Annotated in this window: 14 protein-coding genes; 11 read left to right on the plus strand and 3 right to left on the minus strand. The window is 66.5% G+C overall.

The genetic code is table 11. The features are described 5' to 3' along the window. Positions 1-8 precede the first annotated feature (8 nt). Both E5A73_RS05700 and E5A73_RS05705 read right to left on the minus strand, forming a co-directional pair. Positions 9-1,712: a gamma-glutamyltransferase family protein gene (locus tag E5A73_RS05700; protein ID WP_135962829.1), complete on the minus strand. Its 1,704-nt coding sequence runs from the start codon at positions 1,710-1,712 to the stop codon at positions 9-11. A 45-nt stretch (positions 1,713-1,757) separates the two neighbouring features. Beyond that, positions 1,758-2,750, minus strand: coding sequence for a quinone-dependent dihydroorotate dehydrogenase (locus tag E5A73_RS05705; RefSeq protein ID WP_135962830.1), 993 nt, complete (start codon positions 2,748-2,750; stop codon positions 1,758-1,760). Positions 2,751-2,950: 200 nt separating this feature from the next. Here E5A73_RS05705 and E5A73_RS05710 point away from each other — a divergent pair, with 200 nt between their 5' ends. The 11 genes from E5A73_RS05710 (at position 2,951) to E5A73_RS05760 (ending at position 11,290) form a co-directional block, all read left to right on the plus strand. Then, positions 2,951-3,946, plus strand: coding sequence for a helix-turn-helix domain-containing protein (locus tag E5A73_RS05710; RefSeq protein ID WP_168355823.1), 996 nt, complete (start codon positions 2,951-2,953; stop codon positions 3,944-3,946). A 41-nt stretch (positions 3,947-3,987) separates the two neighbouring features. After that, complete coding sequence (locus E5A73_RS05715; protein WP_135962832.1) at positions 3,988-4,488, plus strand: SUF system Fe-S cluster assembly regulator; 501 nt, start codon at positions 3,988-3,990, stop codon at positions 4,486-4,488. Then, positions 4,488-5,951: a Fe-S cluster assembly protein SufB gene (gene sufB, locus E5A73_RS05720; protein WP_135962833.1), complete on the plus strand. Its 1,464-nt coding sequence runs from the start codon at positions 4,488-4,490 to the stop codon at positions 5,949-5,951. Before E5A73_RS05715 ends, sufB begins: the two co-directional genes overlap by 1 nt. Positions 5,952-6,120: 169 nt before the next feature. After that, entirely contained in the window at positions 6,121-6,609 is a 489-nt protein-coding gene (locus tag E5A73_RS05725; RefSeq protein WP_168355824.1) for a hypothetical protein, read from the plus strand. Positions 6,610-6,679: 70 nt separating this feature from the next. Then, positions 6,680-7,102 carry a hypothetical protein gene (locus tag E5A73_RS05730; protein WP_135962835.1) on the plus strand — a complete coding sequence of 141 codons (423 nt, stop codon included), beginning with the start codon at positions 6,680-6,682 and terminating at the stop codon, positions 7,100-7,102. Then, positions 7,099-7,401, plus strand: coding sequence for a hypothetical protein (locus E5A73_RS05735; RefSeq protein ID WP_135962836.1), 303 nt, complete (start codon positions 7,099-7,101; stop codon positions 7,399-7,401). The genes E5A73_RS05730 and E5A73_RS05735 overlap by 4 nt, the downstream gene beginning before the upstream one ends. Further along, entirely contained in the window at positions 7,401-8,141 is a 741-nt protein-coding gene (sufC, locus tag E5A73_RS05740) for a Fe-S cluster assembly ATPase SufC (RefSeq protein WP_135962837.1), read from the plus strand. Before E5A73_RS05735 ends, sufC begins: the two co-directional genes overlap by 1 nt. Before the next feature lie 44 nt (positions 8,142-8,185). Beyond that, entirely contained in the window at positions 8,186-9,271 is a 1,086-nt protein-coding gene (locus E5A73_RS05745) for a SufD family Fe-S cluster assembly protein (protein ID WP_135962838.1), read from the plus strand. Beyond that, positions 9,268-10,479 carry a cysteine desulfurase gene (locus tag E5A73_RS05750; protein WP_135962839.1) on the plus strand — a complete coding sequence of 404 codons (1,212 nt, stop codon included), beginning with the start codon at positions 9,268-9,270 and terminating at the stop codon, positions 10,477-10,479. Before E5A73_RS05745 ends, E5A73_RS05750 begins: the two co-directional genes overlap by 4 nt. Then, positions 10,476-10,940 (plus strand): SUF system Fe-S cluster assembly protein, encoded by a 465-nt coding sequence (locus E5A73_RS05755; RefSeq protein ID WP_135962840.1) that lies wholly within the window; start codon positions 10,476-10,478, stop codon positions 10,938-10,940. The genes E5A73_RS05750 and E5A73_RS05755 overlap by 4 nt, the downstream gene beginning before the upstream one ends. Beyond that, the gene (locus tag E5A73_RS05760; RefSeq protein ID WP_135962841.1) at positions 10,940-11,290 is read left to right on the plus strand and encodes a HesB/IscA family protein; all 351 of its coding nucleotides are present in this window, start codon (positions 10,940-10,942) and stop codon (positions 11,288-11,290) included. The genes E5A73_RS05755 and E5A73_RS05760 overlap by 1 nt, the downstream gene beginning before the upstream one ends. 109 nt (positions 11,291-11,399) lie before the next feature. Here E5A73_RS05760 and E5A73_RS05765 read toward each other — a convergent pair whose 3' ends face one another. Continuing rightward, positions 11,400-12,443 (minus strand): glycosyltransferase family 2 protein, encoded by a 1,044-nt coding sequence (locus E5A73_RS05765; RefSeq protein WP_240700048.1) that lies wholly within the window; start codon positions 12,441-12,443, stop codon positions 11,400-11,402. Positions 12,444-12,499: the final 56 nt, after the last annotated feature.

Raw genomic sequence — 12,499 nt, forward strand, 5'->3', positions numbered from 1 at the left:
GCGTCCCTTTATTCCGATGGGCGCTTCGGCACTGCGTCGAAGCGCCGTATCTCCGGCACGCGCCCGTCCTGGTGCATCACAACGCCTTCGCTTCGCGGATCGGCGGCGCCGGCCCAGCCGCCGTTCACCCGCTCGATCGCATTGGCCTTGAGCCCGAGCGGCGCAATCTGGACCTTTTCGCCCAATGCCTCCAGCGCCGGGACCATCGCCTCGCGCTCGGTGCCCTCCTCGATCGTCGCGACCTGCCCCGGCGCATATACCAGACCGAGTGCCACTGCGTCCTGTGCGCTGAGCTTCCAGTCGATCACGCCGATGATCGCCTTGGCGACCTGCGCGATGATCGTCGATCCGCCCGCGGCGCCGACCGCGAGGCGGACTGCGCCGTCGGGTCCATAGACGATCGTCGGCGCCATCGAGCTGCGCGGGCGCTTGCCGCCCTCGACTCGGTTCGCAACGAGATATCCGTCCTTCTCGGGGACGATGTCGAAATCGGTGAGCTCGTTGTTGAGCATCGTGCCGTCGACCGACAGCCCTGAGCCGAACGGGCTCTCGATCGTGGTGGTGACCTGCGCGACATTGCCGGCGCCGTCGGCGACCGACAGCGAGGTCGTGCCGGCAACTTCGCTGCTGGCCACGCGAACCCGCGGTGGGGCGCCGCGCGGGGTGCCGGGGGCGATCGTCTGCATGCTGCCGATCGGGCTGATCAGCGCCGAGCGGCGGGCGATGTATCTGGGTTCGAGCAGCCCCTTGAGCGGGATGCGCACATAATCGGGATCGCCGAGATACATGTCGCGATCGGCATAAGCGAGCCGCGAGCTTTCGGCGAACAGGTGCCAGGCGACCGGCGAATCCTTGCCGAGCTTCGCCATGTCGAAGCGCTCGAGCTGCTTGAGGATCATCAGCACCGCGGTGCCGCCCGAGGAAATCGGGGCCATCGAGCAGATCCTGTAGCGGCGATAGAAGCCGCACAGCACCGGGCGTTCCTTGGCTTCGTAGGCGGCGAGATCGCCGACGGTCATCTTCGAGGGATTGCGCGCGGCATTGTTGACGGTCGCAACCAGCTTGGCCGCCTGCGGGCCGACATAGAAGCTGTCCGGGCCGAACTTGGCGATCCGCGCGAGCAATGCCGCCTGTTCGGGATTGCGGATGGTGGTCAGCGGCTTGCCTGCGGCGTCATAGAAGATCGCGCGGCTGCCGGCATCTCCATGGCCAAAGCGGCCGAGCGCAGCATTCATGCGCGGCGATACCGCGAAGCCTTCGCGCGCCAGCTTTATCGCGGGCTCGAACAAGCTCGCCCAAGGCAGCTTGCCGCCGTGGCGATGCGCCAATTCCATTGCGCGCAGGGTGCCGGGAACGCCGACGCTGCGCCCGCCGGGGATCGCGGCGCGGATGCCGAGCGGCTTGCCGTCGGCATAGAACCAGCGCGAGTCCGCGGCCATCGGCGCCGCCTCGCGGCCGTCGACCGTAGTGGTCGCCTTCCGCTTCGCGTCATATTGCACGAAGAACGCGCCGCCGCCGATCCCGGCGCTTTGCGGCTCGACAACATTCAAGGCGAGCATCGTCGCGATTGCCGCGTCGGTAGCTGATCCGCCCTTGCGGAGGATTTCGACTCCCGCCGCGACGGCCCGCGGGTCCGCCGCGCTGACGATTCCCTGCGCCGATGCGGCGAAGGGCAGGAACAGGGCAACGAGCAGCGCGACCATTTTTTTCATCGGGCCGACCGTAGCTCGCTTTGGCGTGGTGGCAAACCCGCTACGTCAACGGCTTGCGGCCAATCCTCGGACGATTTCGCGCGCCAGTCCCGGTCCGCGATACACCAGCGCGCTATAGATCTGGACGAGCGCCGCGCCGGCATCGAGCCGCCTTCTGGCCTCCTCGGCGCTATCGATTCCGCCCGCCGAAATCAGCGGCAGCATGCCGCCGCTGGCCTCGCGCGCCTCTACCAGCTTGGCGGCGGCAAGTTGGCGCAATGGTGCTCCCGAAAGGCCGCCCGCCTCGCCCGCGAACCTCGAAAGCAATGACGGCCGCGCGATCGTCGTGTTCGAGACGATCAGCGCGTCGACCCGATTGTCGATCGCCGCGCGCACCGCGCCGTCGATTCCCGCACGATCGAGGTCAGGCGCGATCTTCAGGAACAGCGGGGTACCGCCGCGCGCGGCGTCGCAGCCGGCGAGCAGTTCGTCCAACGCCGGACGCGACTGGAGATCGCGCAGGCCGGGCGTGTTGGGCGAGCTGACGTTGATCGTGATATAATCGGCATGCGGCGCGGCCTTGCGCACCCCCTCGGCGTAATCGGCGACTCGATCCACCGAATCCTTGTTCGCCCCGACATTGATGCCCAACACGCCCGCGCGCCGTTTCAGCCTGGCGATTCGCGCCAGCGCGGCGTCGATCCCGTCATTGTTGAAGCCCATGCGGTTGATCACCGCCTCGTCCTCGGTCAGCCGGAACAGCCGCGGCCGTGGATTGCCGGGCTGCGGGCGGGGGGTGAGCGTCCCCACTTCGACGGCGCCGAAGCCGAGCCCGAACAGCCCGGCTACCGCCTCGGCGTTCTTGTCGAGCCCCGCAGCCAGCCCCACCCGGTTGGGAAAGTCGATTCCCGCCACGCGCACGCCCGCAGATACCTCCGATCCGGAGCGACTCGCGAACGGCGTGCCGAGGCTGCCCCAGGCGCCGAGCGCGGCGATCGTCGCGCGATGCGCAGTCTCGGGATCGAGGCAAAATAGTGCGGAACGGAGCGGATATTTCATGTCGACGCCTTCGCATCGCGGGGACCGCGCGTCAAAAATCATGCGATGTCGATTCCGTCCAATACGTAGTCCTACGGGTGGTCTAGTCCGTTTTTGCGACCCGAGGGGTTTCCGCTTCAACGGGGGGAACCCTTTCCACTGGCCCGGCCGGGTAACACCGGTCGGGCCACTTTTATCTGCGCGCCCCCATGTCTATAGACATGAGCGAGACACAGATTCGGGAAACCGGGGGGCTCGGGTCGTACATGCGGGGCGCAACTACACGTAAGGCCATCATCGCGGACGCGCACGCGCATTCCGCGGTCGATTATATTTCGTCGTCGGGGCCGACGATCGAGCTCAAGCGCGCCAAGGGGCGGCTGCTTCCGCACGTAGAATCCTATTATCTGTTCCGCTGGGACGGCGAAGGCGATCTGGAGCGCTCCGAGCGGATCGATCTCGGCCATATCCGCTTCCTGATCCACGGCCAGGGCGAGATGACCTTCCCCGATGGCCATGTCGAGTCGCTCAAGCCGATCATGGTCGCGGGCCCCGGCACCGCCGCCGCCAGCTATCGGATGCAGGGGCCGGTGCTCTGCTTCGGCGTGGTGCTGCGCGCGATCGGCTGGAAGGCACTGATCGGCATTCCCGCGCACAAGGTCACCGATCACATCATCGACGGCGAGAAACTGTTCTGCGAGCGCGCGCCGCGACTGCTCGAGCAATTGCACGAGATGACCGAGCTCGACGAGATGATCTCGGCGATCGCGCCGCAATTGATCATGCGCCAGGAGGAAGTGAAGCCCGTCCCCGACGCGCATTTCCCGTTCCTCGACGCTGTGCGCGAATGGGCGGCGAGCGAGGATCCGACGATCGATGCGCTCTACGCGACGATCGAGACCAATTCGGGCCTGGGCGAGCGCCAGGTCCAGCGGCTGTGCCTCGAATATTTCGGGGGGCCGCCGACCAAGCTCAAGCGCAAGTTCCGCGCGATCCGCGCCGCGATGCAGATCTTCCAGGGCGCGCCGATCTCCGACGTGGTCGGGCCCTTCGCCGATCAGTCGCACATGATCAACGAAGTCAAACACTTCACCGGCCACACCCCGACCAGCCTGCGCGGCAATTCGGATCCGACGCTGACACTGACCTTGCAGAACGAGGGGCTGCACTTCCTGCCCGAAGTCATCCTCGAACCGGTTGACCTTCGCGCCGCGTGAGCCCATTTGCAATCGGACAAGATCGTTCCGATTGTGAGTAGATGCGTCTTTCGAGCCTCGCCGACTATGCCGTAGTGATGATGGCCGCCGCCGCGCGCCATTGCGGCGCGTCGTGCCGGCTCAATGCGACGCTGCTCGCCGGCGAGACCGGGCTGCCGCTGCCCACCGTGCAGAAACTGGTCAGCAAGCTCTCGGCGGCAGGGCTTATCGAAAGCGCGCGCGGCACCGGCGGCGGCTTCCGCCTGGCGCGCCCGCCGGCGGCGATCACCGTCGCGGACATCGTCGAGGCGATCGAAGGCCCGATCGCACTGACCATTTGCGTCGACGCCGCACGCGACGATTGCGCGATGGGCGGCACCTGCCGGGTCATGCCGCATTGGAGCACCATCAACGGCGCCGTCCGAGGCGCGCTTGCCGGGGTGAGCCTGGCGAGCCTCACACATCCCGTTCGCCCTGAGCTTGTCGAAGGGCCGTTCTTTTCTTCATCGTCTTCGCAAAAGGAGGGTGGGGCTTCGACGAGCTCGGCCCGAACGGTTTATTGATGGCTACCCGCAACGCCGAGGCGCTCGCCGCCGCGAACAAGAAATATGAATGGGGCTTCGCCTCGGACGTCGAACAGGAATTCGCGCCCAAGGGGCTGAGCGAAGACACCGTCCGCTTCATCTCGGCCAAGAAGAACGAGCCCGAATGGATGCTCGAATGGCGGCTCAAGGCCTTCCGCATCTGGCAGGAGATGGAGCTTCCGCAATGGGCGAAGCTGCAGATTCCGCACATCGATTATCAGGACGCTTATTATTACGCCGAGCCCAAGGCGAAGAAGACGATCGGCAGCCTCGACGAGCTCGATCCGGAGATTCTCCGCGTCTACGAAAAGCTCGGCATCCCGATCGAGGAGCAGAAGGTCCTCGCCGGAGTCGAGGGTGCGCGCAAGATCGCAGTCGACGCCGTGTTCGACAGCGTCTCGGTCGCGACCACGTTCCGCAAGGAGCTCGAAGCCGCGGGCGTCATCTTCCGCTCGATCAGCGAGGCAATCCGCGAATATCCCGAGCTGATCCGCAAATGGCTGGGCAAGGTCGTGCCGGTGCGCGACAATTTCTTCTCGGCGCTCAATGCGGCGGTCTTCTCCGACGGCACCTTCGTTTACATTCCCGAGGGCGTGCGTTGCCCGATGGAGCTGAGCACCTATTTCCGGATCAATGCCGAAAATACCGGCCAGTTCGAGCGCACGCTGATCGTCGCCGACAAAGGGAGCTACGTCTCCTATCTCGAAGGCTGCACCGCGCCGATGCGCGACGAGAACCAGCTCCATGCCGCAGTAGTCGAACTGGTCGCGCTCGACGATGCCGAAATCAAATATTCCACCGTGCAGAACTGGTATCCCGGCGACGAGAACGGGCTGGGCGGGATCTTCAACTTCGTCACCAAGCGCGCTTTGTGCGCCGGCAAGAACTCGAAGGTCAGCTGGACCCAGGTCGAGACCGGCAGTGCAATCACCTGGAAATATCCGAGCTGCATTCTCCAGGGCGACGGATCGGTCGGCGAATTCTATTCGGTGGCGGTGACCAACGGCCGTCAGCAGGCCGATACCGGCACCAAGATGCTGCATATCGGCAAGAACACCCGCTCGACGATCGTGTCGAAGGGCATTTCGGCCGGCCGCAGCGACAATACCTATCGCGGCAAGGTGCTGGTCAATGCCGGCGCCGAGAATGTCCGCAACTTCACTCAGTGCGACAGCCTGTTGCTCGGCGATCAATGCGGCGCGCACACCGTGCCGTACATCGAAGTCAAGAACCCGACCGCACAGATCGAGCACGAGGCCACCACGTCGAAGATCAGCGAGGACCAGATGTTCTACGCGATGCAGCGCGGGCTCGATTCCGAAGCCGCGGTGGCGCTGATCGTCAACGGCTTCGCGCGCGAAGTGCTCAAGCAGCTGCCGATGGAGTTCGCCGTCGAAGCGCAGAAATTGCTGGGGATCAGCCTCGAGGGGTCGGTGGGATGACCCGTCTTCCTTCCACCCGTCATGCCGGACGTGTTCCGGTATCCACCGCGCCGCGGGGTGAACGCGAAGCCGCGCATGCCTCTCGCTCTGCCGCGCGCTGGACCCCGGACCAAGTCCGGGGTGACGATGGGTCGGTGCCCACCCGGTGATCCTCGCGCTCCTCCTCCTCTTGCAGTCCACGCCTGCCGCGCCCCCTGCGGACTCTCCCGAAATCGAGGAAGTCGTCGTGCAGGCGAAGCTCGGGCTCACCACGATGCTGTTCGACAAGGGCAATGACGGGCGGCTGCGCAATTGCCGGGTGATGGTGTCGAGCGGCAGCCAGAAGCGCGATACCGCCGCGTGCCAGGCGACTCCGGTCTGCTATGCCAAGACCGCCGACGAAGTGACCGATTGCCGCGAACTCGGCATGCTCGAAATGGCGTCGATCGCGTTGCCGGCGGAGAAACGGCCCGTTGGTACCGGCGCGCCGCAGACCTTCACTTTGCCCCAGCTGCTCGATCTCAAACCCGCGCTGACCGACAATCAGGCCGGCCCGCTGACGGTGCAGGAGCCGAGCCGCGAGACCGAGCGCCAGCGCGTCAAGCTGCCGCCCTTGCCCAAGGCACCTTCGGATGGGCCGGTGATCCGCCTCGTCCCTGCGCGCGAGGCCGGGGAATGAGCGTTGCAAACCGCCCGTGCGGGGCTCGCCGCAATTTGGGGCAAATGTTCGCGCCCCCTGGAGTATTCGAATGACCTTCGCAATCTTGCTCGCAATCGCCGCCCAGGCCGGCGGTGGCGTCGCGGTCGACAGCGTGCCGCAGATCGGCATCGCCACGCGTTATGCGCGCTGCATCGTGCGCCAGATCGGCGTCGCTCCGGCCGAGGACAGCGCGCGCGCCGCGAAGGTGCAGGACGCAGTCAAGGGTTGCCGCACCTTCATCGAGAGCGATTACACGCAGGGCCGGATCATGCTCGGCGACCGCCCGGTGAACAAGCGCTGGTGGGGGCGGATGCAGAGCATCCTCGATTCGGTCGAGGCGGACGTCACTGCTGCGATCGTCCAGCCCAAGCAATATAAGATCATCTGGGAATTGCCCGGCGGTGGCCGCGTCGACGCGTACAATGCGCCCGAGCCACTCAAGACGATCAAGCTGCTGACGGTGCCTTTGTGAGCCTGTCGCTCGCCGCTTTGCTGCTGGCGCCGGCGCTACAGGAAACGCCGCAAGAAGAGATCGTCGTCACGGCGCGGCTGCGGGCGCTAGACGTTCATCTCCAGCTCGATCGCAAGAAGCACATCCGCGCGTGCTCGATCGCCATGACCAGCGGTGACAACGGCTTCGATCGTACCGCATGCGAGGCGACGGTCGCCTGCGCGCGGTCCGGAATCAGTGAAGCGGCGGCGATGCGCACCTGCGTGCGGCCGAAGCTGCTCGCATACGCACGCACCCAGCTCGGGGAAGAACAGGAATAATGCTCGACATCCAAGACCTTCGTGCCGAAATCGCCGGCAAGGAAATCCTCAAGGGGCTCAGCCTCCGGGTGAACGCGGGCGAAGTCCATGCGATCATGGGCCCGAACGGTGCCGGCAAGTCGACGCTTGGCTATGTGCTCGGCGGCCGGCCGGGCTATACACCGACCGGCGGCAGCGTGACCTTTGCCGGTGCGGACCTGCTCGAAATGGATCCGCACGCGCGGGCCGCGGCGGGGCTGTTCCTCGGCTTCCAATATCCGGTGGAAATCCCCGGCATCTCCAACGTCCAGTTCCTGCGCGAGGCGCTCAATTCGCAGCGGCGTGCGCGGGGCGAAGCGCCGCTGTCTGGCGGCGAATTCCTCAAGCTCGCCCGGGCGCAGGCCGACGCGCTCGGGATGGATCAGGAGATGCTCAAGCGACCGGTCAATGTCGGCTTTTCGGGCGGCGAGAAGAAGCGCAACGAGATGGTCCAGATGGGCATCCTCGGCCCGAAGCTGGCGATCCTCGACGAGACCGATAGCGGGCTCGACATCGACGCGCTCAAGGCGGTGGGCGAGGGGATCAACCGGATCATGCGCGCGCCCGACAAGGCCGTCTTGCTGATCACCCATTACCAGCGGCTGCTCGATTATGTGCAGCCCGATTTCGTCCACGTCCTCGACGCTGGGCGGATCACGCGCACCGGCGGTCCCGAACTCGCGCACCAGCTCGAGCGCGAAGGCTATGGAGTGGCGGCGTGAGAGGGCTTCCTAAAATCCTCCCTCGCGCAGCGGGGGAGGATTTGATGATCAGCACGCACCAGCTCCCCACTCCACGCCTGGAGGAATGGCGTTGGGCCGACATGGGCGCGCTGCGTGCCGCGGCGGACGCCGAGCCGCGCGATTTCGGCATCAAGCCTGCCGATCTGTTCCTCGACATGGAAGGTCCCCGCCTCCTGTTCGTCGATGGCATGTTCGAGCCTGCGCATAGCCGACCCGGCCCGGTAACGATCGCGCGCTTCGCACCCGAGACCCCGCACCCGCTCGGCAGCATGGCCGAGGGCGAGGGCTGGGCGCTGACGCTCGACACAGGGGCCGCGGTCACCGGCATCCAGATCGTCCATCTCGGCTCGGGCGGCGAAAGCCATGTGCCCGCGCGGATCATGCTTGCCGAAGATGCAGTCGCGTCGGTGGTCGAGACCTATGCCGGATCGGGCTGGGCCAACCGCATCACCCAGATGACGCTGGCCCATGGCGCGCGGCTGATGCGCTCGGTCCGGCTGTTGCAGCCGGACGGCTTCGTCTCGATCCGCGACGAGGCCGAGATCGGCGAGGCCGCGAGCCTCGTTTCGGTATTCCTCGGCGCCGGTGGCATGGGCAGCCGAATCGACGGCGCGCTGACGCTCATCGGAAAGGGTGGCTTTGCCGAGATGGGTGGGGCGCTGCTCACCTCGGGCACCCAGAAGCAGGAAGCTGCGGTCAGCGTGCGGCACGAGGCGATCGAAGGCACCTCTCGGCAATTGTGGCGCGCGGTCGCGGCGAACCGCTCGGTGGTGAGCCTCGCGGCACGCGTCGAAGTCGCGCGCGGCGCGCAGCAAACCGACGGCGGGCAATCGCTGCGCGGGCTGCTGCTAGATCGCGGCGCGACGGTGAACCTCAAGCCCGAGCTCGAGATCTTCGCCGACGACGTCAAATGCGCGCACGGCGCGACGGTCGGCGAGCTCGATCGCGGCGCATTGTTCTACCTGCAAAGCCGCGGCGTTCCCGAGGCGCGCGCCAAGGCGCTGCTGACGCGCGCCTTCGTGGCCGACGCGGTGTCGCGGATCGGCGAGGAAGCGGTGCGGGCGGCGTTCGAAGCCGATGCCGAGCGGTGGCTGGAGAAGGGGCTATGACAGTCGCAACCGCCACGCGTCCCCTCGACCTGCTCGCCGACTTCCCCGCGATCCCCCCCGGCTGGGCCTATCTCGACACCGCCGCCACCTCGCAAAAGCCGCGCCCCGTGCTCGACGCGATCGCGCGCGGTTATGGCGAGACCTATGCCACCGTCCATCGCGGCGTATATCAGCGCAGCGCCGACATGACGCTGGCGTTCGAGGCCGCGCGCGAGCGCGTGGCGGCGTTCATCGGCGGCAAGCCCGGGGAGACGATCTTCGTCCGCGGCGCGACCGAGGGGATCAACCTCGTCGCGACATGCTGGGCGGGTACACAGCTCGAGGCCGGCGACCGCATCCTGCTCTCCACGCTCGAGCATCATTCGAACATCGTGCCGTGGCAGATGGTCGCCGGGAAGGTCGGCGCCGAAATCGACGTGATCCCGCTCACCCCCGACCACCGCATCGATCTCGACGCGATGGCGGCGATGATCACGCCTGCGCACAAATTGGTCGCGCTCGCCCACGTCTCGAACGTTCTCGGCGCGGTGCTCGACGCGAAGCGGGCCTGCCAGATCGCGCATTCGGTCGGCGCCAGGATCCTGCTCGATGGCTGCCAGGCAGTGCCGCGGCTGCCGGTCGACGTCGCGGAGATCGGCTGCGACTTCTACGTCTTCTCGGGCCACAAGCTCTACGGCCCCACCGGTATCGGCGTGCTGTGGGGGCGCTCCGAACTGCTCGAAGCGATGCCGCCATATCAGGGCGGCGGCTCGATGATCGATCGCGTCACCTTCGCCAGGACTACCTATGCCCCGCCGCCGGGCCGCTTCGAGGCGGGGACGCCGCACATCGTCGGCGTGGTCGGGCTGCATGCCGCGATCGACTATGTCGACGGTATCGGGCTCGCGCGGATCCACGCCCACGAGACCGCGCTGGTAACCCAGGCACGCGATGCACTGTCGCAGATCAACAGCGTCCGGCTGTTCGGTCCGGACGACAGCGCCGGGATCGTCAGTTTTGCCGTCGGGGGGGTGCATCCGCACGATGTCGCCACCATCTTGGACGAAGGCAATGTCGCGATCCGCGCCGGGCATCACTGCGCGCAGCCGCTGATGGACGCATTGGGCGTGCCGGCGACCGCGCGGGCGAGCTTCGGAGTGTACAATCATGCCGGCGACATCGCCGCATTGGTCAAGGGTATCGAACGCGTGACGAGGATTTTCGGGTGAACGAGGAACGCAGGATCGCAGTGGAAGAAGTCGACGCCGTCGCCGCGCCGCCCAAGGCGCGCGTTGAGGACGTCACCGAGACGTTCGAGCGCAAGCGCGACTATCTCACCGGCTTCCTGACGCAAAAGCCCGAGGCGCATCCGGCGGGTGAGCCCGGCGGCGAACTCTATGAAGCGGTGATCACTGCGCTCAAGGAGATCTACGATCCGGAGATCCCGGTGAACATCTACGATCTCGGGCTGATCTACGGCGTCGACATCAGCGCCGACGGCCATGCCGCAGTTCAGATGACGCTGACCACGCCGCATTGCCCGGTCGCCGAATCGATGCCCGGCGAAGTCGAATTGCGCGTCGGTTCGGTGCCGGGGATCGGCCATGCCGAAGTCAATCTGGTCTGGGATCCGCCCTGGGACCCGCAGAAGATGACCGACGACGCCAAGCTCGAACTGGGGATGCTGTGATGGCCACCGTTCGCCAACGCCCCGCCGCGCTCAACCTCACCGAGCGCGCGCATGCCCGCATCGCCGAGTTGATGGCCAAGGCGCCCGACGGTACTGTCGGCGTCAAGCTGTCGACCCCGCGCCGCGGTTGCTCGGGGCTGGCCTATTCGGTCGATTATGTCGGCGAGGCCGCGCCGTTCGACGAGCGGATCGAGACTCCCGGCGGCACCTTCTTCGTCGACGGTGCCTCGGTGCTCTACCTGGTCGGATCGACGATGGACTGGGTCGAGGACGATTTCGCCGCGGGGTTCACCTTCGAAAACCCCAATGCCAAGGGCAGCTGCGGCTGCGGCGAGAGCTTCACGGTTTAGAGTTGAGCACAGCAGCTTGAATCGTCATCCCGGCGAAAGCCGGGATCCAGAGTCAGGCAGGTGGCCCTTGCGGCCCTGGATCCCGGCCTTCGCCGGGATGACGAGGGGTCTACGCCGCCAGCCGTTCGCGCATCTCGGCCGCCATCGCCGCATAGGATTGTGCCTCGTCGTCGATGCCCAAAGTCTCGTAGAGCATTGCGAGATTCTGCGCGGCGAGATGGCTGCCGCAGCCCTCGACCGATCCGTCCAGATCGGGCCGCTCGCCGATCTCGAGGCAACGCTTCCACGCCCCTTCGACGATCGGGAGCAGCTCCACCATCGCGATTCCCGGATTGCGGCTGGCATGTTCGAGATAGAGGTCGGCGACGGCGAAGAAGAAGTCGGGCGAGCGCTGCCAATGCGCGTGCTCGGCATCGGCAAAGGCCAGCGCCTCGTCGAACCGTTCGGCGCGCTTGAGTGCCTGCAACGCGGCGACCACAACGCCTTGGCGCCATGCCGAATCGGGCGTGCCGGTGCGGTGCGCGGTCATCAGCGCGTCGGCGGCTTCATCGGGCTTGCCGCGCACGAGATGCTCGCGCCCGAGCTGGAACCAGAAATAGGAATCGCCGGGATCGGCGTCGAGCTCGGCGCGCAGCAGTGCCTCGTTGCGCCCCGCCTTGCGCGCGAGCTGAGCGCCGTCGAAACCGTCATGGCGCACCGCGAGCGGCAACACCTTCATCGGCAGCGGCGACACCGGCTGCTCGTGGATCCGCCCCTCGTAGCGTACGCCGCGGGGCAGGATCCGCGGGACGAATTTCCGCGCCACCGGCTGGTCCGACGCCGTCCGGTTCACGATCCTGACGCAGCCGATGAAGCGCGCCGGCGCGGGGGCGGGGGGCAGCGTCGCGCGGCCGAGCGCACCGACATCGCCTTCGAGCCACTCGTCGGCGTCGAGGATCAAGTTCCAGTCGGCGTCCGAATAGTCGAGCGCCGCGTTGCGTGCCGCCGCGAAGTCGTCGCACCAGTCGAAGTGATGAACCGTCGCGCCGCATGCTTCGGCAATCGCGACGGTGTCGTCGGTAGATCCGGTGTCGAGCACGATCATCGCGTCGACATGGCCGCGCACGCTGTCGAGGCAGCGCGCAATGCAGCGCGCCTCGTTCCGTACGATCATGACGAGCGCCAAGCATGGCATTGCGGTGATATCCTTCGCTGGCACGGCGGTGCCAA

This window comes from Sphingomonas gei, from assembly GCF_004792685.1.
Lineage (GTDB): Bacteria > Pseudomonadota > Alphaproteobacteria > Sphingomonadales > Sphingomonadaceae > Sphingomonas > Sphingomonas gei.